Source organism: Psychrobacter sp. KCTC 72983 (genome assembly GCF_014280455.1).
In the GTDB taxonomy this organism is placed as follows: Bacteria; Pseudomonadota; Gammaproteobacteria; order Pseudomonadales; family Moraxellaceae; genus Psychrobacter; species Psychrobacter pacificensis.
On record NZ_CP060390.1, the window covers coordinates 2,207,132 to 2,231,925 of the forward strand.

The 24,794-nt window shown below is 44.3% G+C and carries 17 protein-coding genes, 1 tRNA gene and 1 CRISPR repeat array (1 of these 19 cut by a window edge); of the genes, 2 read left to right on the plus strand and 16 right to left on the minus strand.

The features are described 5' to 3' along the window. A CRISPR array of direct repeats spans positions 1-2,850; the repeat unit is 28 nt; unit sequence TTTCTAAGTCACCTATGCGGTGAGGAAG; it begins 769 nt to the left of the window's first position. 170 nt (positions 2,851-3,020) lie between these two features. From cas6f to PSBA01_RS09525, 11 genes are all read right to left on the minus strand, one after another. Further along, entirely contained in the window at positions 3,021-3,629 is a 609-nt protein-coding gene (gene cas6f / locus PSBA01_RS09475; RefSeq protein ID WP_223333079.1) for a type I-F CRISPR-associated endoribonuclease Cas6/Csy4, read from the minus strand. 3 nt (positions 3,630-3,632) lie between these two features. After that, positions 3,633-4,637: a type I-F CRISPR-associated protein Csy3 gene (gene csy3 / locus PSBA01_RS09480; protein WP_186474097.1), complete on the minus strand. Its 1,005-nt coding sequence runs from the start codon at positions 4,635-4,637 to the stop codon at positions 3,633-3,635. Positions 4,638-4,690: 53 nt separating this feature from the next. Continuing rightward, positions 4,691-5,641 carry a type I-F CRISPR-associated protein Csy2 gene (gene csy2 / locus PSBA01_RS09485; RefSeq protein ID WP_186474098.1) on the minus strand — a complete coding sequence of 317 codons (951 nt, stop codon included), beginning with the start codon at positions 5,639-5,641 and terminating at the stop codon, positions 4,691-4,693. Further along, the gene (csy1, locus tag PSBA01_RS09490; RefSeq protein WP_186474099.1) at positions 5,638-7,017 is read right to left on the minus strand and encodes a type I-F CRISPR-associated protein Csy1; all 1,380 of its coding nucleotides are present in this window, start codon (positions 7,015-7,017) and stop codon (positions 5,638-5,640) included. The genes csy2 and csy1 overlap by 4 nt, the downstream gene beginning before the upstream one ends. Positions 7,018-7,111: 94 nt before the next feature. Next, complete coding sequence (locus PSBA01_RS09495) at positions 7,112-7,258, minus strand: hypothetical protein (protein ID WP_186474100.1); 147 nt, start codon at positions 7,256-7,258, stop codon at positions 7,112-7,114. Positions 7,259-7,631: 373 nt separating this feature from the next. Continuing rightward, a complete protein-coding gene (gene cas3f / locus PSBA01_RS09500; protein ID WP_186474101.1) occupies positions 7,632-11,108 on the minus strand; it encodes a type I-F CRISPR-associated helicase Cas3f in 3,477 nt (1,158 codons plus the stop codon). 3 nt (positions 11,109-11,111) lie between these two features. After that, entirely contained in the window at positions 11,112-12,107 is a 996-nt protein-coding gene (gene cas1f, locus PSBA01_RS09505) for a type I-F CRISPR-associated endonuclease Cas1f (RefSeq protein ID WP_186474102.1), read from the minus strand. Between the two features lie 171 nt (positions 12,108-12,278). After that, positions 12,279-12,599 carry a hypothetical protein gene (locus PSBA01_RS09510; protein WP_186474103.1) on the minus strand — a complete coding sequence of 107 codons (321 nt, stop codon included), beginning with the start codon at positions 12,597-12,599 and terminating at the stop codon, positions 12,279-12,281. A 10-nt stretch (positions 12,600-12,609) separates the two neighbouring features. After that, a complete protein-coding gene (locus PSBA01_RS09515) occupies positions 12,610-12,900 on the minus strand; it encodes a hypothetical protein (RefSeq protein WP_071002000.1) in 291 nt (96 codons plus the stop codon). Then, positions 12,887-14,098 (minus strand): Arm DNA-binding domain-containing protein, encoded by a 1,212-nt coding sequence (locus tag PSBA01_RS09520; RefSeq protein WP_186475506.1) that lies wholly within the window; start codon positions 14,096-14,098, stop codon positions 12,887-12,889. Before PSBA01_RS09520 ends, PSBA01_RS09515 begins: the two co-directional genes overlap by 14 nt. 11 nt (positions 14,099-14,109) lie before the next feature. Then, a complete protein-coding gene (locus PSBA01_RS09525; RefSeq protein ID WP_075107543.1) occupies positions 14,110-14,325 on the minus strand; it encodes a hypothetical protein in 216 nt (71 codons plus the stop codon). A gap of 150 nt (positions 14,326-14,475) precedes the next feature. Between PSBA01_RS09525 and PSBA01_RS09530 the strand changes: the two genes are divergently transcribed. Continuing rightward, on the plus strand, positions 14,476-14,700 hold the full coding sequence (locus tag PSBA01_RS09530; RefSeq protein ID WP_060491549.1) for a helix-turn-helix domain-containing protein: 225 nt from the start codon (positions 14,476-14,478) through the stop codon (positions 14,698-14,700). A gap of 241 nt (positions 14,701-14,941) precedes the next feature. On the opposite strand, the gene PSBA01_RS09535 is transcribed toward PSBA01_RS09530, so the two are convergent. Further along, positions 14,942-15,018, minus strand: a tRNA-Val gene (locus PSBA01_RS09535). 313 nt (positions 15,019-15,331) lie between these two features. On the opposite strand from PSBA01_RS09535, the gene PSBA01_RS09540 reads away from it, so the two are divergent. Then, entirely contained in the window at positions 15,332-16,309 is a 978-nt protein-coding gene (locus PSBA01_RS09540) for a glutathione S-transferase family protein (RefSeq protein WP_186474105.1), read from the plus strand. 134 nt (positions 16,310-16,443) lie between these two features. Here the strand turns inward: PSBA01_RS09540 and hemB are convergent, their stop codons facing one another. The 4 genes from hemB to PSBA01_RS09560 all read right to left on the minus strand — a co-directional run bounded on the left by hemB (position 16,444) and on the right by PSBA01_RS09560 (position 24,165). Continuing rightward, positions 16,444-17,451: a porphobilinogen synthase gene (gene hemB / locus PSBA01_RS09545; protein ID WP_071001995.1), complete on the minus strand. Its 1,008-nt coding sequence runs from the start codon at positions 17,449-17,451 to the stop codon at positions 16,444-16,446. Between the two features lie 218 nt (positions 17,452-17,669). Beyond that, entirely contained in the window at positions 17,670-19,481 is a 1,812-nt protein-coding gene (locus PSBA01_RS09550) for an efflux transporter outer membrane subunit (RefSeq protein ID WP_186474106.1), read from the minus strand. Continuing rightward, positions 19,478-22,756 (minus strand): efflux RND transporter permease subunit, encoded by a 3,279-nt coding sequence (locus tag PSBA01_RS09555; RefSeq protein ID WP_186474107.1) that lies wholly within the window; start codon positions 22,754-22,756, stop codon positions 19,478-19,480. Before PSBA01_RS09555 ends, PSBA01_RS09550 begins: the two co-directional genes overlap by 4 nt. 35 nt (positions 22,757-22,791) lie before the next feature. After that, positions 22,792-24,165 carry an efflux RND transporter periplasmic adaptor subunit gene (locus tag PSBA01_RS09560; protein ID WP_186474108.1) on the minus strand — a complete coding sequence of 458 codons (1,374 nt, stop codon included), beginning with the start codon at positions 24,163-24,165 and terminating at the stop codon, positions 22,792-22,794. Positions 24,166-24,794 lie beyond the last annotated feature (629 nt).

The window sequence follows — 24,794 nt, forward strand, 5'->3', positions numbered from 1 at the left end:
GTTTCTAAGTCACCTATGCGGTGAGGAAGTCAACATCATCCACATGCACACGGACAATGACTTTCTAAGTCACCTATGCGGTGAGGAAGACTGCATTTTTACCCAAAGAACCAAAGGGAGATTTCTAAGTCACCTATGCGGTGAGGAAGTTTATACTCGTCTGCGTACTTGGCCGACATTTTTTCTAAGTCACCTATGCGGTGAGGAAGCAGACACACCTAAATCCCAGTAAGTATCAACTTTTCTAAGTCACCTATGCGGTGAGGAAGTTTACTGGGTCGACTCAATGGGTGGTAGCGACTTTCTAAGTCACCTATGCGGTGAGGAAGTCTGTCGAGTGTCTTGTTAGTGACGTGAGCGATTTCTAAGTCACCTATGCGGTGAGGAAGATGGACTTGCCGGTTACTGTGACAATCGAAAATTTCTAAGTCACCTATGCGGTGAGGAAGACACAGAATGTAAGACAAGGAATTTAATCATGTTTCTAAGTCACCTATGCGGTGAGGAAGTTGTCAAAGTCAAACAGGATAGGGTTTTTAGCTTTCTAAGTCACCTATGCGGTGAGGAAGCTGCTTTTTCAAAGCTCATGCTAAGCACGTAATTTCTAAGTCACCTATGCGGTGAGGAAGTTTGTTTGCTAACTTGACCTGATGCTGCGGCTTTTCTAAGTCACCTATGCGGTGAGGAAGTATAACCTGTGACTTCGCCTTTTGGCTCTTTGTTTCTAAGTCACCTATGCGGTGAGGAAGTCAACATCATCCACATGCACACGGACAATGACTTTCTAAGTCACCTATGCGGTGAGGAAGACTGCATTTTTACCCAAAGAACCAAAGGGAGATTTCTAAGTCACCTATGCGGTGAGGAAGTTTATACTCGTCTGCGTACTTGGCCGACATTTTTTCTAAGTCACCTATGCGGTGAGGAAGCAGACACACCTAAATCCCAGTAAGTATCAACTTTTCTAAGTCACCTATGCGGTGAGGAAGTTTACTGGGTCGACTCAATGGGTGGTAGCGACTTTCTAAGTCACCTATGCGGTGAGGAAGTCTGTCGAGTGTCTTGTTAGTGACGTGAGCGATTTCTAAGTCACCTATGCGGTGAGGAAGATGGACTTGCCGGTTACTGTGACAATCGAAAATTTCTAAGTCACCTATGCGGTGAGGAAGACACAGAATGTAAGACAAGGAATTTAATCATGTTTCTAAGTCACCTATGCGGTGAGGAAGTTGTCAAAGTCAAACAGGATAGGGTTTTTAGCTTTCTAAGTCACCTATGCGGTGAGGAAGCCTGGTGGTCATCGCATTCATTATGAGAACAGTTTCTAAGTCACCTATGCGGTGAGGAAGAGTAGGTAAACCCTGATCAGTTGCGTCTGATCTTTCTAAGTCACCTATGCGGTGAGGAAGCGCGAATTTTGCTGAGTAAGCGCTCTTTGTTGTTTCTAAGTCACCTATGCGGTGAGGAAGGTTACTTCCAGCCGGACCAGTTGGAGCAAGATTTTCTAAGTCACCTATGCGGTGAGGAAGTCACGCTACTGGCTAATGCAGGCGGTCTAACATTTCTAAGTCACCTATGCGGTGAGGAAGAGAGCCAAACGAAGATGGTGAGCTGATGATTCTTTCTAAGTCACCTATGCGGTGAGGAAGTTGCCATTCAGGGCTAACAGGTTTCGGATGACTTTCTAAGTCACCTATGCGGTGAGGAAGGGCGATACCAATAACCACAGCAATCACAGCAATTTCTAAGTCACCTATGCGGTGAGGAAGATTTGCCAGCGCAAGCCTTGCTGTTTCTATGCTTTCTAAGTCACCTATGCGGTGAGGAAGAACTGTCGCGCCCTAGATCTGCAAAGGCTTGCTTTCTAAGTCACCTATGCGGTGAGGAAGTTCTTCTGCCGACTCTTCTAGCGGTTCCATGCTTTCTAAGTCACCTATGCGGTGAGGAAGACTTTGAGATACGCGACAATCAATCGCTGGCATTTCTAAGTCACCTATGCGGTGAGGAAGAACCATGTCCACAAATCAATTATCACTCGAAATTTCTAAGTCACCTATGCGGTGAGGAAGCGGACAATGGCTGGGCAGGTTTTTAGGTATGGTTTCTAAGTCACCTATGCGGTGAGGAAGAAATGAACGCAAATGAACGCAAGGATCAAAACTTTCTAAGTCACCTATGCGGTGAGGAAGTCCCCAAGCACGAGCATAAAGCACGTATGCAGTTTCTAAGTCACCTATGCGGTGAGGAAGGCACGGACAAACAGCATGGGCATTAACTTAATTTTCTAAGTCACCTATGCGGTGAGGAAGTCAGTGGGTGTTTGAAGGGCAGGATGAAAAGTTTTCTAAGTCACCTATGCGGTGAGGAAGGCGACGTTCATCAAGTGCCAATTGCTCAGCTTTTTCTAAGTCACCTATGCGGTGAGGAAGGAGCGCCGCGAAATCGAAATCACGGTCGGCATTTTCTAAGTCACCTATGCGGTGAGGAAGGGAATGGAACGAATGTCTTTCAACTGTGAAGATTTCTAAGTCACCTATGCGGTGAGGAAGGGGCAGTTTACAAACTTTGAAGCTGTGGTTGAGTTTCTAAGTCACCTATGCGGTGAGGAAGTTGTTAAATGCGCCATCAACCACGTTTGCACGTTTCTAAGTCACCTATGCGGTGAGGAAGTAGTCGATGGCGCAGCATCTATTTTACTAGACTTTCTAAGTCACCTATGCGGTGAGGAAGTGCTTGCAGATGGTCGCGTCTGCAAGCCGTTTTTTCTAAGTCACCTATGCGGTGAGGAAGAATATCGCCACTCGTGATGACGATGATGCACATTTCTAAGTCACCTATGCGGTGAGGAAGAGGAATTATACCTCAAAAAATTTAGTTACAACAAGGCGTGGAGGTCAAAATACCTTATTTCACCCTCCGTTTTTCACTCTGTTATAACTGGTTGATTTTATTGCAAGTTTTTAAATATCTCAAAAAAAGGGTTTTTATATCCTCTTTCTGGGTCGCGCGTAACGACTTTTTTACCAGTGCGGTACGGTGACATGATCAGACATGCCATTCATACCGTAAGTATTGAAATTGCCAGCCTTTGGTGCATCACAAGGTAGCTGTAGCACCCGTAAACGATAATTGCTTTGATTGGTCTGACTGCGCATTTGGATATAAGGCACAGCCTTTTCAGGTGCGCGCTTATTCACGGTTGCCATAGCGTCTTCATAACTGACGCCAAGCTTATTTGCTAATGAGTCCGCTTGCAAATCAGCAGGTTTAAAGCGGTAACGATGTACACTGACATAGCCAGTGGCTTTGTCTATCGGTACTTCTTTGATGCCTTTGATATGCACATAATCAGTCAATCTCTCCAGCCATTTAGTAAGGTTTAGGGTTTCTAACTCTTTTTGGCTGGGCGCAAAGACACGTAGCTTTAATCCAAGTTTAGATGATTGCTCCTTTTCACTATCGTAATAATAATCAGGAAAGCTGACACCAACAGAGTCGATGCCGTGATCATTTTTCATCTCCGCTAATGCAATATGCAATTGGGTAAATAGCTTACTCCAAATAAAGTAAGGTGCAATCTCGGGGTCGGGGATTATGGTTATTTCTTGGAAATGGGTCAACTGACTCATAAATTACTCCTTACCACTGGCACCGAACACGCCACCACGGATAAGTACGCCCATCACATAATGTTGCTGATTAACGTCTGGTGTTTCGTCTTTTAATACCCAATTATCAAACAGACTATAAAAGTCCATCTTGGCTTTAGGCTGGCGAAAGGCAGCACCTAAAGTGGTTACGGCACCATAAGGCTCAACGGCGATAGGAAACTCAGCGTCAGGATACCAGTCGTCGATAGTACGAATAGCGTTGCTAACCTTTTGTGAATGCATACCCGCTTTACCATTGATTTGATAAAGCTCTTTAGATTTCGTTTTGCCAGTATCAAGAACTAGCTCTTGTGAAGGATACACTTCTTGACCGTAGCCTATAATAGCAGTAGCTTTGACGTATAAAATGATAAAAGCGTCATCATTTAAGCCTTTTTCAATCAGCCCAGCCAACTCATTAATTTTGCTATCATCTGTATTGAAGTCTTTTAGGGAAATGGACTTGGCATCAAATTCAAAGTTTTGCTTAGTGCCATCAATATCACAGCTAACATTAACGATAATACTTTCAGCGCCTACGCGGTTGCGCCATAACCAGCGGGCATTGGCAATATTAGTGGCATAGCGGCGTGCCAATTCGCCGACACCTTGGTTATCTAAATAATCCTGTACCGTCGAAACTAAAGCCTGCTGATAATCTTGATCGTTACAAACGCTGGGCTTACCTGAGAAAGGTAATACCTTGCAGCTCCACGTCACAACTAAGGTATCGCAGTCTTCATCTAACGCGGCAGAATCTACGCGTTGTAGATTAGCTTTTTCGATTTCAGCATCCAATTTAGCAGGGTCAGTTTTTTCAGGGTTTTTTAGACGGTTACTAATCGTACCGCGCACTGATTTTTCTTTAATAGAGACAGGCTGCGCTTTACTATCCTTGTTCTGACTGTTTTGTTGGGCAAAAAAAGCGTCAGAGATGTCGAGGTTACGCTCAAAAGCCAATACGCTAGCGGTTTTTAATTTACTCATAGTAGTGCTCCAATGGTTTAAAATTTAGGTAAAAAGTATGATAAAAAAAGCGATTAAAACTCAGGTTCTTGGGTTACCAAATACAAGTCTTGCTCATCGTCGTAATAGTAGCGCCAAAACGCATTGGTAATATCATATTCGCTATAGACTCCGCCTAAGCGCTGCGGATACACCCACTTACCAAGGCTATAAATAGCTTCGACATACTGGCTGGGGTATTCAGGATTGCGCACATTTTGCATGACGCCCGCATCATAAAGCTCAGAGATACCTTGATACCCTATCGGCATCGGCACCAGCCAGCCGCGCCCTGTTTTACGAGAAGTCGCTGTCCATTTAGTATCGCCGTTTTTTTGGGTTTCAGGGATATGATGCAACGCGCAAACCTCTATTAGTGCATCAAGCGGCGTAGCGTCTGGATTGTCGGCTTGTACCTCATCAATAATCTCAGTAAATTCCTCTTGCGCGTCCATCAGTACAAAGGCAGGTAATAGATAAGCTGTGATAGCATCGACATCATCATAACTAATAAACTGCACAGGATTGAAACGATCAATACCCTGCACGCTACCGCCAGCCATGCGTTGTTGCTGAATCCATTGCTTAGTTTTGGTCATCAGGATTTTAGTTTTCGCTTCATCAGGTTTATTGCTGCCTAATACTTCAACCGCAAAACTCATGACCAATCGGCATTTACCTTCTTCGATAATAGAAGCGGTTTTGCCATCTTTTTTGATAGGGTTCCGTGTTTGATTAAACGTATAGTTGCTATAGCTCTTGTCTCGGTATATCTGTGGATGGCACTCGTGGCAAGCAAGCAATACACCGCCTAGAGACAAATCATCTAACTCATCAAGTGCGGCTACTTTACGCGACATCGCATGAAAGCTACCCAAAAACCCAGTGATAGCGGGGAAGCCAAAGGTTAGTGGGCTAGAGATAGCATTAGCCCCTTCAATAACTACTCTTTTGAACAATAAATAACCGATCACTGACTCACTCATAAAAATACTCCTTTACCTGCTCGCTCATACAAGCTTTTCATAGCTTCAATATCACGTTCCCACTGGTTGTGCTCAGGATCAGCAATCTCGGTACGAATATCCTTAAACTTCTCTTGCAATAGAGCGTTCATCCATCGAGCAAAGCGATGAATAATTTTTTTGTGCCACTCTGTCTGCTCGCGGCGAGTACTCCATTCCTCTTCGTCAGACAATTCGGCACGTCTGGGGTCGAGCCAAAACTGCTCACACTCATCCAGCTCAGAATCCTTTGTCCAGCCAGCGGGCAGATTGTTACGCATATAATTGGCAAACTCAAAAATGCGCTTCAAAATTTCATCCATTGCCTCTTTACGTGCATCGCGAATATCGACATTATTCTTGGCACTTTTTACCACATAAAAGATATCTTGAATGATAGGATTGACCTTATTAGCTAACGACTTGGCAAAGATAGTGCTAGCAAACTTAGAAGGCTTAAAGGTGTTGTCCGCTAGATTTAACATCGGTGGTAGAGAGGGGAGGAGATAGTTGCGTCCGCCCTGCTTGCTCATCAGTAAGCTAACGTTTTGTGGTTTAGTACCACCAAGCTGAACGGTTGCTAAGTTATCTAATCTCACATAGGGTTGCTGTTCTGCGGTTTTACTAAAGCGATGATCACGCGCAGCTTTATTCTCGTCAGAGAATTTAAGATGATTGATACGCTGATAGATCTCATGAGTAAGTACAGAGGGATAAAGTGGCACGATATTAATATATTCAAGCTGCTCATTATCTTCGCCGTGATAAGCGTTGGTAACCCATAACGTTTGTTTGTTACGCTCATGGGTGGTAGGTTCAGTGATAGAATTTTGTATTGCAGATTTAAAGGCTTGATGATAAGTCGTTGCTATTGTCTGATCGCTGTTAAGTGAGGCGATAAAGTCGGCATTATCGGCTAGGATGAGATCACGAATTTTAGTGTTTTCATCTACTTCATAATCAAAAAAAGCGGCAAGGGGCAGGGCAGCAGCATTGCCATTAGCATCAATATAGCCACTATCTATCGAATGCGTGCCTACGATGGTTTCTGGTAAATTATTAATGAATTTAAAACTAACATTATCGCCTTTGGCGTCAGGATGCACACCTTTTGAGATATGCGTACCAAAATTCAACTGCTTCGCCATGCGAGTTGCTGCATCAGGAATCCAATGATTGACGCTATATTTATCTTTAGCATCTGTTAAAGTCTCTTTTAGCTCTGCAACCTTTTCATGGTCGTTACTCTCAACGGCTTTAGCAAGCTGCTTTTGCTCGGTTTCAGTTTTTTTATCATATTGGCTAGCAAGAAACGCTTTGACAGCGCTGTTTGCTAGTTCGGGTCGAGTTACTGACATAAATAAGTCCTTATATGATTTCGGTTAGTGATACTCAAGAAGTAAGAGTCGAAAATTTGACTCTTACTCTCTACCATAGAATTAATTTTAGGTCTTAAGCAGGTACTAAAAATGCCCAAGCTCGATAGCCATAGTCATGAGCGTCAAGCATTTTTCCTGATTTCCCGCGTACTTTGCGGTAACGGCAGAACACCCACTTTTTACCTTTAGGGGCAGGTTTGCCCTTTGTTATATCACGCAAATCATAATCACCTCCTAACCACAATGATTTGAAAACCGTGGTTACAAGGTGTAAACTTATTCTTCTGCAAGAAGTAACACCTTGATACCATATTGCATAGTTGTGGTATCTACGCAAAGAGTCATGTTTTAGCGAACATGACTCTTTTCATCTATTTAATATACGGTATTATTATAAATTAATCAATCCTACTACGCAGTTACATTATAATAGTTATGATAGGTATAATGCTATTATCTACTATCACTGTATAAGTGGCTTAGAAATACTAGGCAGTTACATTGTTATAAAACTTTTCACCACCGCATAGGTGGCTTATTGCAAAGCACGGTTAACGCCGTGCTTTTTTATGTCTGTAACAATTAAACTCAGCTTACTCACGCATAAACCCAAAAAATTCATGAAACCTCCAGCCTTTGTTATTGCTCAGCGTTATTCGATCAAGGGATACAGACGAGTAAGTAATAGCAAGCGAGCGCAGGCTTTTATCAGGTTGTTTACGCTGTATGTCTTTGAGCGCTGCTTGAGTCGTTGTCAGTAGCCAAGGTTTAATAAAGGGATGAGTAAATTCAAAATTTAATACTTGCAGCTCTTGATTATGTGGACTGGCATGAGTCAAGCCTTTTTCAAATACATCCTCGCTAAAGTAAGCATCAAAGCCTGTTGTGGGTTCGTCAGTATCTTCATCATCATTGACCATGCGCGGAATTAATAACCAATCGTCTTGTGGAGTACCTGCTCGAAAAGGCGTTATTTGCTGCAAATGAGTATGGGCGCGGTTTGCCGTAGCGTCAGAGTGCCAATAAGCATTCACATAGTTTAGCTTGCTGCTGTTTAACAGTTCATGCATGACTTGATGTTCAAGCTCACTCAAGGTTTCTGCTTTTTTGTGCTTACGCTCGTCGGTATTGATTGAGCTAATAATTCTTGGTCGAGCGTCGATATGCGCCAATTGCTCACCGGTTATCAGCTCGTTCAAGTCATAACTTTTTGGCTTGATAGTGATAGTCTCAAACCCAGGATGAGTAAAAATAGGCGCTTTTGCATGGCGTTTCTTAAAATGACGAATGTTATGTTGCAACAACAAGATATTTGGCTCATTGGCGACCTTATCAGGACGATGTCGCCAGACACGACCTGCCAGCTGAATGATAGAGCGCATAGAGGAGGGTTCTACGATGGACCAGTCATAATCATGGTCGCGTCCGACTTCTGCTACAGGGGTGGCAAGTACCATAAAGATATGATTTTTAGCTGGGTTGTTAGCAATGGCTTGCTTAATCTCAAAATGATTAAAAATGCTAACTTTACTATCGCTACGGTCTAAAATTCTATCCAGCTTATTCTCTAAAGCGTTACGCAGTAGCAAAAGCTGCTTGGCGTGATAGCAAGTAACATGAATGACAGTGTCTGTAGGCAGCTGTACATTGTCAGGCGTAAAGAGTTGCTGGGCGATACTGGTAATATTATTGACGTTGGCAACACGTATAAGTCCGATACTCACTTTTTGATCTGTCGTCTGATGAGTGAGAGCGTGATGCTGGTGTAGCTTGATTGCACCATCAACCAGTGCTTGTGCAAGCTTGCTATAAAACTGATGATCTTGGTTTTTGTTGTAGCTCATTAAGCTGAGCGGTAAAATCTCTGCTTTGCGGCGAATAGGCTGTTTGGCTAAATAGCTGGCTCGCTGCTCACTAAAGGTGTTATGAGCCTGATAAAAATCACCAACGTCGGCACATTGCTCGGACAGCATCGCTTTGGGCTGTTCGTCATACCAAGCACAAACCACTTTTGGCGTAGGTTTATTCTGACTTTGATTAAAGAGTTTGCGCCCCTCCATATAAGCCTCAAACAGTCCTGTTACCAAATCAGGCGTCAAGGTCGCAGACGAAAGCAGCACTCGCGTGCCAAACAGTCCTGCAAGATGCACCAAACGCGCAAGCGCTGGCAAGTCCGCTTGGTCAAAGTCATCAGGCTCATCCAATATTAAATCACTACTTAATAATCGCAGCATAGGTGCGATATATTTGCCGCCGCGTTTGCACTCAGAGGCTTGGATAATATGGTCAACCGTGCAGGTTACGATAGGCGCAAATATTAAATCGCGCGCTTTAGGACTGGCAATGACGGTATCAAGGTTCAGCGCCTCATAATCTCGATAATCAATGTCGCTATCGATGATTTCATCTAATAAATCTTCGCTGGATTCACTACCGAAAGTTTCAGACTCATCATCCTGTCTATATTCACCGATAATGTCCGTAATAGCGTTGGTCTTGTTATCGTATGCCAGCTCAAACAGCTTTTTATTGGCGCTACCACCCACCAATATGGCTAATTGGTCACCTGCTAATTTTAGGTTTTTGCGAAAGCTTAAGCCAGTTTGCAAGGTTAGAATCCGCAGTCCTAAAGCAATAGTAAAGCGCGCGCCTTTTTTAGGATCAGCTAGAGCGTACATGATACGTGCATTACCGATGGTTTTACCTGCGCCTGTCGATGCCATATTAACTCCAAAAAACCCATGCTCGCGCGTGGCTTCTTGCAAACCATAAGTCATCTTGAAAGCTTGATTCTGCCATTTAAAACGTTCAATCCCAGTAGGTTTAGCTAATGGATCATGATTACGTAGTGTTGGCATTTCACTGGCAATGATAGGAAGTGCACGACAAAAATGTGCAGTAAAGGCTCCGACACCTAATAGATGCTCCTCAAGAGATTGCTTAACGGTTGGCGTGCTGGCGGTTCGGTCGGTATTAGCGGCTAAATTTTTAAAGCTGCTATCGACTTTTATACAGCGAGAGTCGTCTTGTTTGAGACTAGAGTAATTGTGGTCACCTACCATTAAACACAGACGTGATAAATGTAATAAAAACGGGTCGCTGATGGCTTTATTGTCATCAACTGCTTGCTGGCTTATTTGCATTAAAGCAGGGTCATTTAAAGCTTTTTTAGACCAACGCTTGATATTCTTTTGCCAAGCTGGGCTATTTAGGACCAACTGCTCAAATTGCCAAAAGTTTTTTAATTGAGTTTTGGTCATTTCCTCTAACGATTTTGGGTTTCTAACCCAGTAGTCGATAGGACTTAACTTTTCATAAAATTGTTTTAACTCAACCTTGATATCTATTAGACCTCTAGAGCTTTTAAGACGCTCTACTTGTCGTGGAGGATAATAGACTCTATTGATTGGTGGCAAGCGATGATGAGTGACGATGAGCCAAGCAACCCACTGAGCCAGTGGCGGCATGGCTTGAATGTTCACATCATCTGGATTGCTAGTAGACAGCAGTTTTTCTATATCGTAGCTCTCTAACCAACTGTTTAACTGCATCATACGCTCAAGCCAAGCGGTATCTGTGATGCAGTCTTTGATCATCAATTCAAATAACTTGAGTGATATCCACTCATGGCGATAAGAGTCGCCTTGCTTACTGTCTTTTTTGAGCTTATTTTGAAAGCCTTTAGTCGATTTTCCAATGTCATGGAGTAGGGCGGATATAGTGGCAATAGTTTGAATACTACTGGCATACATCCAATCATTCTCCCATTCGCTATGCATGATATTGCGTTTGGTACGGTTAACAGGAACCACTCCAACCTCATTAAACCGACGCTTATTACCCACTATCCAAACCAGTTCTGTCAGCTGGCGCGTTTTATTACGATGACAGCTGACCGCTGTAGACTTGGTCGCCGACTTGCGCAAGAGTTGCTTAACTGTCTTTAATCCATCTTCAGTAATCGCCGTCTGCCACACATTATTACCAATACGATTGGCAAAGGCGTCTAGGATTCTGCGCGTACGTTTCAGTGATTTTTTCTCGCATTGAGAAACAAAGGTAACGATCATTTTCTACACCTGCCAGCTTTTATTCATAGCAATCTGTTTAACGGCTTCAAACTGATAATCCAGTGCATGATGTTTGGTAAATAAGTTTAAGCACTCTTGGCGAAACTCTTGCTCGCTCATATTTTCGCTGGCGCAAATAAAGGCGAGGGGCAGCACGAGGGCGTCTTTGATAATATCGGCAATATCAAATACCAATGCGCCACGACGTGTCTTACCATGCATCACTGCGAAGCCATGCGGAATACCTAGCGTCCATGCCGTCGTCGCGCCTAAACCATACGCTAAATAATTACCGTGATTAAGAAAACCATTGGCCTTATCAATGCCATCATGGGCGCGGGTAAAGCCGTCGTAGCCAGTGTTTTTGGCGGCGAGTTTATACAGGTTTTTGGTCAGGCGAGCTTCTAACTGCAATAAGTGCATGACCTCGGTTTGCTGATCGATTTGTCGAATATTGTTATCAATGAGCGCTTTAATGTCATCACGACTGCTATCAAATCCCTGACGTTTTAGATCAACATCTTTGCTCCAAATTGCTTGTAAGTAAGCCAGACGCGCATGTTGCAGCATCTTAGCAGCAGCTAGGCGTTTATCGTCATCCCACCACCAACTGAGCCAACCTTGCACATACTCAGTCGGTCGATATTCGCTTTGCGGCGTCAGCCACTCGACGAAGACTTCGCGCTCAGATCCCATAAATAGCGGCGTACCTCCGCCACCGCAAAAGCCCACCAAAACCCCAGCTTGTGATAGAAGACGCATTGCTGCTTGGGTAATGGAAGTGCCCGTGCCAAGTAGAATAGAGGTGGTATTGGCGATGGGGATGTTGTAGAACAGGTTGGCTTTATCGTCTTCGGTGAGATAGAGAATTCTACCGTCTTTTTGCATGACGCGGCAGTGCGAGAGGTAGTAGATATTGGCACGTTTGGAGTGCAAAATAGTCTTAAGATCAGAGGAGACAAAGCTATTATCGGTATAAGGATTGCTAGGTTTTGCCATAATAGCTCCGTCTATTGAAAGTATCGTAGAATTTGAATACGGATTTACTTTAACGGAACTTTGTTCGTAAAACAACGAATAATATATTTAAAACGACAGTATATGTCGCTAGTTAATTGAATGCGAAACCAGATAACCTAAGTTATCTGGTAATTAATTACACTTATTAGTCTATCTACTTACAGTAATCTGACCACCTGAAAAGCTGATACACCCCTCACAAAACCAAGAGCGCAAACTTCTTGCATAAGGTATATCTGCTGGTACATCAAGCTGGTATGGACGACCACAGTACTCACAGTGTACGTCATCTAAATAAACCTGACATTTTGCAAGTGTAGCAAACAATTCATCAAACTCTATGTTGTGGTCGTAACAAAGCAGTTCTAAATGCGCTATATAATCACTGGGCGACACATAAGACCAATACTCATGGCACAAACGCTTTTTTGTATCATCAAAAGCTGAATCAAAGACGAAGTTCATGCTCATAATACCCTCCTTAGTATCCATAGCCAGTTTGTGGTAGTAGCTCGTAGAGCTCACTCTGTAGCTGACTACACATATCATCAACGACATAGTCAGGATTGACATCTAAGCGCGTCTGAACCCATATGCGCAGCGCCATATAATTATCAAAGCAACTATCAATACTTAGGAACCTAGCCAAACCAGTACCTGACTGAATACAGAGCTCACAAATGAGATAGTTAGCAATATTATCTGCGCCATTACTGACATAGCCACTAGGTTTAAACGTCGCATGCAATATATCGTAATCAATCATCTTCATTGTGAGGCCCCTTATCGGTAGATACCTGAGCAATCTGACTGCGATTGACCAATGCTTCAAATGCACTACCATCCTGCCGAGTCATATTCGGTACATAACGACTATAGGTGTTGAATAGCATCTTGGTCGTAGCGTGCCCCATTTGACTGGCAATCCACTCAGGACTTTCGCCAGCAGCCAACCATAGCGTCGCTGCGGTATGACGAGTCTGATAAGCATTACGCTTTTTGAGACCTAAAATCTTAAGAGTAGGGTGCCAAACACGTTTATTCACGTTGTTGTAATCAAGTGGCTCACCCGTATGCGCGCAAAATACATAGTCAGATCGCTTATAAGTGATGGTCTGCTGTTCCTTCAGAGCATCGTAGACCCAAGGTGATATTTGAATCGCACGGTAAGACTCTTGAGTCTTAGGAGGAACAATTTTGCCTTTAACATAAGCTTGTTTGATCACAATCTCACGTCGATTAAAGTCAATGTTCTCCCAAGTCAATCCATCAATTTCACTCGTACGCATCCCTGTAAAAAAACGTACTAGATAATAATTGCGATAGTCTGCTCTTACACCATTAATAAATTTCCAAACCTCATCTAGTGTGAATGGTTGAATATCCGTTTTGGGCTGTTTGAGCGCATTGATATCGTAGTAAGGATTATCAAATTTATAGCGTTTAGCTGCTTCTTTTAGTATCATACCTAAAGGTACCATGATCGAATTGATGCGTGCCGCTGACAGATGTTTGTTAGCTTTTCCGTACGTTACTTTGGCGAGCGATGAACGGAAGGCTAATACATCTGTCTTTTTTATGAGATGAATGGGTTTAGTCCCAAACTTAGCAATCAAGTACATATCAATAATCTCCTTTATTTTACGCTTATAGGTATCGCGCCATTCAATTTCTTTTTCAGAGAACCATAATTCTGCAAACTGTTCAAAAGAGGGCGTATCGGTATTAATACATTCCTTGCGATCGTTTAACGCTACCATCTGTGCCGCTTTGTCACTTTTTGGAAAGTACTTAGCGTAATTGAACAGTCCTAAGATGATTTCTGCTTTCATTTTCTCAGCCACTTTCTCAAGCTTCTTGCGATTCGCTGGTGTGTCTGTTAGGTTTGTCGTCTCCCGACAGCGTATACCCATATAATAAAAATCGACAAATAGCATATTGCTCCCTTTGCGCCTTCTGATACTAGCCATCATATTTCTCCTTATTGTAGTGCCATGGCGTTGACGCTACCGGCGATACCAGTACGCATATCTTTTTCAATCTCCTCCCAAATGTACAAAATCTTACGACCACCGAACGGGCGTATATAATGAATGCCTTCGATAAGCACACTATCCTTGAGCTCATTACGGATAGTACGAGGGTTATATTTGATGAGCTCAGAAAGCTCTTGGGTAGTTAGGTAAGTATGTGACATAATAAATTCCTTGTAAGCCAATTAAATAACTAGGTTGTTTTATCGAGATAACAAATAATTATATGAAAGTATTTTGTTGTTCGATAGAAGTACTTTACTAGCTATCGTTAGTCGATGCAAGTACTTTTTTAGTCTATTAAGGAATTATTAATGATTTTATGTAATTTACCAGTGCTACTAGCTGAACGACGTATGAAGGTGGCAGATCTAATAAGAATGACAGGAATTAGCAAGTCAACAGTGCACAAGATCTATAACGAACAGACTTCAAGAATAGATTTTGACACTATGGATAAAATTTGTGAGGCACTAGATATTGAAGTAGGTGATTTATTTACTTATGTACCTAACGACTCGCTAGATAAAGAGAAGTAAATAAATATTGAGAGTGTTTTAGATAATTTAGGGTAGAGGTCGAAAATGCTACTCTGAAAGAAAGGCAAAATAGAGAGCAGGCGCAACTTAGGCACAATTTAGGCACACACGTTTTTCGATGACGTTTGCGGAAAGTGAGAAAAGAGGAAATTTGCATCGACGTATAGTTTCCTTTTTCTCTACAGCCCATATTTCACGGACAAAAAAAAGCCCCAATCTTAAGATTGGGGCTTTTCGAATCTGGTAGGCGTAATCGGATTCGAACCAACGACCTCTACCATGTCAAGGTAGCGCTCTAACCAACTGAGCTATACGCCTATTTAGGCCATGCATTTTAGCAAGTTTTTCAGACTTTGCAAGCCTTTTTTATAATTATCTTATTTTATTATCATAATATTTGACGTCACGCGTTATTATCAAATACTACAGTATGTTTTTTATGTATATTTTCTAAATATCTATTTTAACCAGTTTAGTTTTTATTGTTAATAACAGCGTAAAAATTAATGAGTAAGCTCTTATAACTGATATCATATTCCTCTAACGAATGTGGTTGTCATAAGAGCAATGATGTAAAGTCATTTGTGTCAACTAGGTATTCAACGAAAATTAGAACTAGTCGGAGGATGACATGGGCTTATTGGTAGATGGTAAGTGGCAAGATAAATGGTACGACACGGAAGAAAACGGCGGGCGATTTGAGCGTGAAGATGCCGGGTTTAGGAACTGGATCACCACAGATGGTAGTGCAGGTCCTACGGGCGTAGGCGGGTTTAAGGCTGAACCTGATCGCTATCACCTATACGTGTCGCTAGCCTGTCCTTGGGCACACCGTACTTTAATTTATCGTAAGCTCAAAGGTTTGGAGCAGATCATTCCGATCTCTGTGGTCAACCCTTACATGGGAGAGAATGGTTGGACGTTTGCAGAGGGCGAGGGCGTAATCCCTGATCCGCTTATCCATGCAGATTATGCTTATGAGCTTTATATTAAAGCAAAACCCAACTATACGGGACGGGTTACTGTTCCGATTTTATGGGACAAAAAGACCAATACGATTGTGAGTAATGAATCATCAGAGATCATTCGTATGTTTAATTCAGCTTTTGACGACGTTGGCGCACTAGCAGGCGATTTCTCGCCAGCATCGTTATTGCCAGAAATCGATGATATCAATGCGTTTGTCTATACGACGATTAATAATGGGGTGTACAAGGCTGGATTTTCGACCACACAAGAGGCTTATGAAGAGGCGGTGATTGAGCTGTTTGCCGCGCTAGATACACTGGAAGCGCGCCTAGCAGATAAGCGTTACCTCACAGGGAGCACTATCACCGAAGCGGATTGGCGACTGTTTACCACCTTAGTTCGTTTTGACGCGGTCTATGTTGGGCATTTTAAATGCAACCTACGCCGCATTATCGACTATCCAAACCTGTGGGGCTATCTGCGTGATCTATACCAAGTGCCTGGTATCGCTGAGACAGTAAATATGGAGCACATCAAGCAGCACTATTACACCAGCCACGCCAATATCAACCCCACTCGTATCATCCCTATTGGCCCTGCTATTGATTTTACGACAGCCCATCATCGTGATCAGCTATAGACATGTTTGCTTTATACATGTGAACAAAAAAGGCTAAGCATAAATAGAATTTCAATAAAAAACACCCCAGCGACTATGAAGCAGCTGGGAAGCAGCTGGGGTGTTTTACAATGTAAAAGGCATTTTAATTGATATTAACCATTATTTAACTGCCGAGCTGCCTCAAGTGCAAAGTAAGTCAAGATACCATCGGCACCGGCGCGGCGAAAACCAATAAGCGATTCTAGGATCACCGCATCAGTCAGCCAGCCGTTTTGAATAGCTGCCATGTGCATCGCGTATTCGCCGGAGACTTGATAGGCAAAAGTCGGTACGCCAAAGGTGTCTTTGACTTCACGGATCAGATCGAGATAGGGCTGACCAGGCTTAATCATCACCATATCTGCGCCCTCATTGATGTCCATCGCCACTTCGTGCAAAGCTTCAGCGCGGTTACCAAAGTCCATCTGATATTGTTTTTTATGACCGCCTTTTAGGTTGCCGGCGCTACCGACTGCATCACGGAACGGCCCATAATAAGCAGAAGCGTATTTGGCAGAGTAAGCCATGATAGCGGTATTGACAAGACCTTCGCTTTCAAAGGCATCACGCATGGCTTTGATACGGCCATCCATCATATCACTTGGAGAGATGATATCAGCGCCAGCTCTAGCATGGACGAGTGCTTGCTTGACCAGCACCTCAACGGTGTCATCATTGACCACATAACCACTGTCATCAAGCAAGCCGTCTTGACCGTGTGACGTATAAGGGTCGAGCGCCACATCGGTCATCACCACCATCTCAGGCACTGCGTCTTTTAGTGCTGCTACGGCACGCGCGCTTAGTCCATTCTCATCATAGGCCGCTTTGCCATCAGGAGTTTTTAGCGAGTTGTCGATAACAGGGAAAATATCGATAGTCGTCACGCCCTCGCTTAAAAGCTCTTTGGCATAATTAATCAATAGGTCTATCGATAAGCGCTCAACGCCCGGCATACTGGCGATGGCCTCGCGCTGATTACTACCTTCTAATACAAATACTGGGGCTATGAAATGTTTGGGGTGAAGCTCGACTTCACGAATCATAGCACGGATATTATCGTTGTAGCGCAAGCGGCGCAGGCGAGTCTCGGGGAATTGACGATTAAACGTATAAGACATTGTTTTTTCCTTATTATTAGTTTTAGTAAGTTTGAGGGGTAATCATTAAATAAGTAAAGCATCAGATGCAGCTAAAATTTTTAGCTTTTATATATAGCTACTATTTATATATAACTACTAAAGGTAGCACATAACAACAAAAAGCCCCACCAAGAAGGTAGAGCTAATTGTTATAAAAATAATACGCTAGCTAGTTATCAAATGTTATATAACCATCTTTATGGAGTGACAATCTGTGGCACTGGTACTTGCTCAGTAGGTGTCTCTTCAGTCAATACCCCAACCGCTGCATCAGCGTCGTTGTCATTATCGATATCGACAATCGCAGTCGGCTTAAAGTCAACCTTCACAGGCGTCTGTGCTTGTTTGATAGCGGCGGCTTCTGGTGCTGCAGCTACTCGCGCTGAGCTAGCAGCGTCGATAGCATAGGCCGCTTGCGACTCGGCATCTTTGGTTAATAAAGTACCAACTTGGGCCAAGTTAGTATATTGCGGAACCGGAATCGCGACAGGTGTATCGAGATTGGCACCGCCGCCAAGCGCTTGATATAGCTCGATTTGACTGATGATTTTTTGTAGCTCTAAGTCTAGAATGCCTTGTTGAGTGTCAAACAATGAGCGCTGAGCATCAAGGACATCGAGATAGTTTGAGATACCAGCTTTAAAGCGCGCATCAGCAATCTCATAAGTCTGATCAAAGTTATCTTGCAGGCGGTACTGAGCTGCGAGCTGCTCGCCTAGAGTTGCGCGAGTAGCGAGCACATCGGAGACCTCACGGAACGCCGTTTGAATTGAGCGCTCATAGCTGGCAAGCGTTTGTTCGCGCTCGATTTGTGCGACATCGTAGTTTGCATCCAAACGTCCAGCATCAAAGATGGGTACGCTGATATTAGGGCCAAATGACCAGCCGACTGCATCATTATCGAACAAGTCGCTCAAGCCATTGCTACGGACACCAACGCTACTGGCTAAGCTTATCGTTGGGAAATAAGCGGCACGGGCGACAGCGATATTTGCGCCCGCGGCTTTTAGATCGTATTCCGCTTGTAATACATCAGGGCGATAGCGTAGCAGCTCGCTTGGCAAGCCGGCACTAAACACCTCGTGATTGGTGATATTGCTGACAGCGGGTGCTGGGATAAGCTCAGTAGGTACCGGCGCTCCTAATAAGAACTGCAGAGCATTTCTGGAGGTCAAAATACTGCTTTGCGCACGTAGTACCGCAAGTCTTGCACTCTCTAAAGCTGCTGCAGATTGCAAGGAAGGCAGCTTAGGATCAATACCGGCTTTAAAGCGCTCTTGCGCAATAAACAACGAGCGCTCACGGCTCTCAACAGTTGCCTCGGCGAGTTTGAGCTGCGCTAAGCTATAGCTAAGATTCGCGTAGCTCTGCGCGATATTACTAATCAGACTAATTTGAATAGAGTCTTTGGCTGCCGTCGTTGACAAAAATCTCTGCAACGCTTGATCTTTTAGGCTATCGATTCGGCCCCAAAAGTCCAGCTCATAGCTTGCCAAACCGAGATTGACACTGTAGCTATCTGTCGTCTGTCTACCGCCAGTACTGCCAAAAGGCGTCTCAACGCGCGGAGAGGATTGGCTTTGGCGTGAGTATTCTGCTTGACCATTGATAGTCGGCAAATCATTAATATCAGTAATACGATACTGCGCGCGCGCTTTTTCGATAGCCAAACGGGCACTCTCAAAGTCTTTGTTATTTTCCAGTCCTAACGCAATCAGAGCTTTTAGGCGCTCATCGCTATAAAAGTCCTGCCAGCGCTGTCCTGCGATACTTGGCTGCTCAGAGGTGCTGACAGTCTCATCACCAAAAGCGCCATAAGCTTGCTCGATCGGAAGGTTAGGCTCAGCGAGAACGGGGCTTGTATCTGCTTTAGGGATAGTATTACAAGCGGCCATACTCAGAGCCAAAAAGCTCAGGCCAAGTAGGCGCGATGATTTACCAGTAGCTAGTAAAGCTTTAGAGCTTATCGCTCTTACGGCTGAGTTAGAGGTTAAGAATAAAGAACTCATTGTGTATTATCTCCAAAGCTTACAGGCTGATAACTCGCAGGAGGAGTTAATGATTGCTTATCTTCTGTAGGGGCAGATGGGACCGGATTATCACCGCCGCCGTTACCACTTGGATGGTTATCATCATCATCCCCTTTACCATTGTGAGCTTCATTGCCCTTATAAGGGAACATACCACGCACCCAAATATAGAACATCGGAATAAAGAAGATACCTAGTAAAGTGGCACTAACCACACCACCTACGACACTGGTACCAATAGCAGTTTGGCTGCCTGACCCTGCGCCAGTAGCTATGGCTAATGGCACAACACCGATACCAAAGGCAAGCGAGGTCATAATAATTGGACGTAGACGTTGTCGCGCTGCGGTCATGACGGCCTCTCTGAGACTATAGCCTTCTTCTTGGTGCTCTTTGGCAAATTCAATAATCAAGATGGCGTTTTTGGCGGACAAACCAACGACGGTGAGTAGACCCACTTGCAAGTAGATGTCGTTAGCAAAACCGCGTAACCACGTAAATATCACCGCACCCAATACCCCAAGTGGAATAACCAATAGGACAGAGAAGGGGATAGACCAGCTCTCATAAAGCGCAGCTAGACATAAGAAGACAACTAGAATCGATAGCGCATAAAGCATAGGAGCTTGCGAGCCTGATTTTTGTTCTTCAAGTGATAACCCAGTCCATTCGTAACCGATACCTTCAGGGAGCTGACTGATCATGTTCTCCATAGCTGACATGGCTTCACCAGTACTAAGACCAGGTGCCGCATTACCTTGAATATTCATCGAAGGTAAGCTGTTATAACGAGTCAAACGCGGTGAGCCTGACTGCCATTCGCTACTTGAGAAAGCATCGAAAGAGACCATGTTACCGGTTTCGCCGCGCACATACCACTTGCCGATGTCATCAGGATTGGTACGGCTACTGGCTTCACCTTGAACATAGACACGCTTGATACGGCCACGATCGATAAAGTCGTTGACGTAGCTTGAGCCCCAGGCGGTCGAGATAACGCTATTGATACTGCCTAAAGATAGACCATAAGCGGCGGCTTGTTCTTGATTGATATTGACTTTGAGCTGCGGTGCATCTTCTTGACCATTAGGACGTACGCCTGCCACATTTTCGTTTTGTGCAGCCATACCTAGCAGCATATTACGGGCTTCAAGTAACCCTTCGTGTCCAAGGTTACCCACATCTTGTAGCATCAAATCAAAACCACTGGCATTACCAAGCTCAGTAATCGCAGGCGGTACGATAGCAAAAACTTGCGCTTCATTTAACTGGGTAAAGAAATAACCCATGGCACGACCAGCAACGGCTTGCGCGGTGTTTTCATCGCCTGAGCGCTCTTCCCAATCTGACAGTCGAACGAATGCCAGACCCATGTTTTGGCCTTGACCTGCAAAACTAAAACCAGCAATGGTAAAGACAGAGGCAATATTGTCCGTCTCTTGTGTGTCGTAATAATTTCTGACTTTATCCAGTACATCCTGCGTCTCATCTAGCGTAGAGCCTGCAGGAAGCTGGACTAAGGTGAACATAATACCTTGGTCTTCTTCTGGCAAAAACGAACCTGGAATACGCAAGAACACCACTGCCATAATACCGATGATGGCGGCATAGCCGATCAGGTACAACCACTTAAAACGAATACTTTTGCCGACGAAGTTTTCATAAGAGCGGCTTAGCTTAAAGAACCCGCGGTTGAACCAGCCAAAGAAGCCTTTTTGTTGTTCAGTACTGCCTTTTTCATGGCTCTTACCACGTTTTAGCAAGGTCACACATAGGGCAGGGGTGAAGATTAGAGCCACCATGGCTGACAGCGCCATGCTCGTGATCAAGGTGATAGAGAACTGACGATAAATAACACCTGTTGAGCCGCCAAAGAAGGCCATCGGTACAAATACGGCAGACAAAATCAGCGCAATACCAATAACGATCTTACTGATCTCGCCCATCGACTGAACGGTTGCATCTTTGACCGAAATATCAGGGTTTTCTTCTAATATTCGCTCGACGTTTTCGACAACAACGATCGCATCATCAACCAGTAGACCGATGGAGAGTACCATTGCAAACATCGTCAAGACGTTGATACTAAAGCCTGCGATATAAAGCACAGCAAAAGTACCTAGCAAGACCACTGGAACGGCAAGAGTAGGAATGATGGTGGCGCGCCAGTTCTGCAAGAAAATGAACATGACGATAAACACCAAGACAATAGCCTCAATAAGCGTATTCACGACTTGCTCGATAGAAAGCTTCACGAAAGGCGTTGTGTCATAAGGCACAACAGAGCTTAGGCCTGCTGGAAAGTTGGTTTCTAGCTCGGCCATACGTGCGCCGACCGCCTCACGGGTCTCTAGCGCGTTTGCGCCTGCAGCCAATGAGATACCTAGACCTGCCGCTTCTTGACCGTTATACAAGGAGTTGACGCTATAGTTTTCACTACCAATCTCTACGTCTGCGACATCACCGAGACGTACCTGCGCGCCTGAGCTGTCTGTCTTTAGTAGAATGTTTCTAAACTCTTCTGGAGTCTGCAGGTAGCTTTGTACACTGACGGTGGCGTTAATCACCTGTTGATCTGTGTCAGCAGGTGCTTGTCCTAGCTGACCTGCAGATACCTGAGCGTTCTGTGCTCGTACGGCATTGACAACATCAGAGGGCACCATGTTATAGCTACGTAGGCGTGCAGGATCTAGCCAGATACGCATGGCGTAAGTAGAACCAAACACCTGAACTTCACCAACCCCTTCCACACGACTGATCGAGTCAAGCACATTGGAGTTGATATAATCGGCAATATCGGCACGATCCATACTGCCATCTTCAGAAATAAATGCCTGCACCATCAAAAAGCTGCTGGAGGACTTATTAACGTTGACACCTTGACGCTGAACAGCCTCAGGCAACGCGCTCATCGCCGCTTGCAGTTTATTTTGTACTTGTACTTGCGCCGTATCAGGGTCGGTACCGTTCTCAAAGGTAAGCGTCACTGAAGCGCTACCGTTTGAGGAGCTCGATGAGGAGATGTACATCAAGCCATCTAGCCCTTTCATACGTTGTTCAATAATCTGCACCACAGAGTTTTCAACGGTTTGGGCGTTGGCACCAGGATAAGTGGCACTAACAGAAACGGTGGGCGGTGCGATACGCGGATACTGCTCAATCGGCAAATTAACAACCGAGATTACCCCGATAAGCATGACCAAAATGGCCAACACCCATGCAAAAATAGGGCGATCAATAAAAAAACGTGACATAGTATATCCCTAGGTCTTCCTATCTTTGAATGGAATTAATTAGCGGTGGTAGCAGTGTCCTGCTCAGAAGTGTCATCAGCTACCGTTTTCGCAGCTTGCTGTGGTGTTTTGGCGGTAGGCGTTGCAGGTGCACCATTAGCGTTTTCTAACGGCTTGACCACGACCTCCTGCTCAGGCTTAACTTTAGAGCCGCCTATAACCACTAGCTTATCGCCACTACTTAAGCCATCGGTGACCACCCATTGACCATCATAAGTACCATTAATGGTAACAGGACGGACTTGGATTTTATTATTTTCATCAACGATGTAGACTTGTGAATCGCCTTTAGGCGTACGCATTACAGCGCTTTGCGGCACTAAGGCTGCATTAGGAATGACGCTTTGAGTCAGACGCGCTGAGACATACATACCTGGCAGTAGCACGTTATTAGGATTTGGGAAAATAGCTCGTAGAGTCACCGCGCCAGTAGATTGATCGACTTTAGCTTCAGACAGCGCAAGCTTGCCACGCACTGGATACACTGAGCCATCTTCTAGCACCAACTCAACTGAGTTCATGCCTGGCTGAGCTGAACCGTCTGCTATTTGCTGACGAAGCTGCAATAGCTCAGATGACGACTGACTGATATCGACATAGATAGGGTCTAAGCGCGAAATCGTCACTAAAGGCTCAGATTGACTGGCGTTAACTAAGGTTCCTGCAGTAACGCTTGAGCGGTCACTACGACCAGTCAACGGTGCACGGACGATAGTACGATTGAGATCCAAAGCGCTAGCATCTAAGTTTGATTGCGCGGTTTTAATCCCAGCCTCAGCGCTTCTAATGCTCGCTTCAGTTTGTCCGACTGCAGCGCGAGCACTCTCTAGAGCCGCTTGCGCTGTACGTACCTGAGTTTGCGCTTGGTCATATTGCTGCTTGGAGATAGCGTCAATCTCAACCAAGCCTTTTAGACGCTGAAAGTCATTTATCGCTTGTGCTAATGAGGCTTGGCGACTGGCTAACTCTGCTTTAGCATTGGCATTATTGGCGATAGCGGTTTGGCGATTAGCCTGTGCTTGCGCGACCGCCGCTTGACCACTAGCGACCGAGGTCGTGTAGTTGTCAGTATTGATACGATAAAGTGGCTGACCTTTTTTGACATTGCTTCCCTCACGGAATAACACTTCGTCAATGACGCCATTTACTTGTGGGCGGACGTCGGCAGTTTGATAAGCTGCAGTACGTCCAGAAAAAGTCTGTACTTGGGGGATGGTGTCGAGAGTGACAGTCTGAACGTTGACCACCGCAGGCGGCATTTGCTGCTGTGCAGCTTGCTCACCAGCGGCGTCATCGTTTTTGTCACAGCCAACCAGTACAGCTCCAGATAGTACAGATGCTATTACAAGCGCAAGAGTAGAGTGCTTCATCAATGTCCTCGGCAATAGATATAAAATAACGACAGTATAAAAAGTTAAACAATAAATTTTGATGTACGAACTATCGAGGGTCTACTTATTCTGCACATTCATGCCAGTACGGCATACTCAACCTTTGAGTCAATGGATTTAATAAAAATCGCTAGTAAGGCAGCCAGTAGCGAGTTTGATTGAGACGCGATTTGGTAAATGTGATATTAGAAGTGTAGGCAGACCACAAAGTAGGTTAGTAAATTTAAAGAGTTATTATAAACTATTGGGGTAACCCCACAGTCAAGTGATTCACGATAGGAAAGCTGACAAAAACTGACCGCACTGTGCTCGCTGAGTAAATAAAATCCCGCCATAGTAACCGCTACACCAACTAGCAGCTAATAAGAAGACATACAACCTACTATCGAAATTTATTGTAATTTTTTGTTATAATCGTAAAGCCTTAGTAGTGTTAAGGTCTTAAAACAGCAGAAAACCTGCTTTGTAAACAATTCAACAAATTTATCAACCCCTAATTATGACCTTTAAAATATAGCGACTTAGAGCAGTCAGTAGCCTCTAATAAGCGTGGTCAAATATCATCCACCTTCAAAATCCTTACATGATTATAGTACTGCAAAGATTTA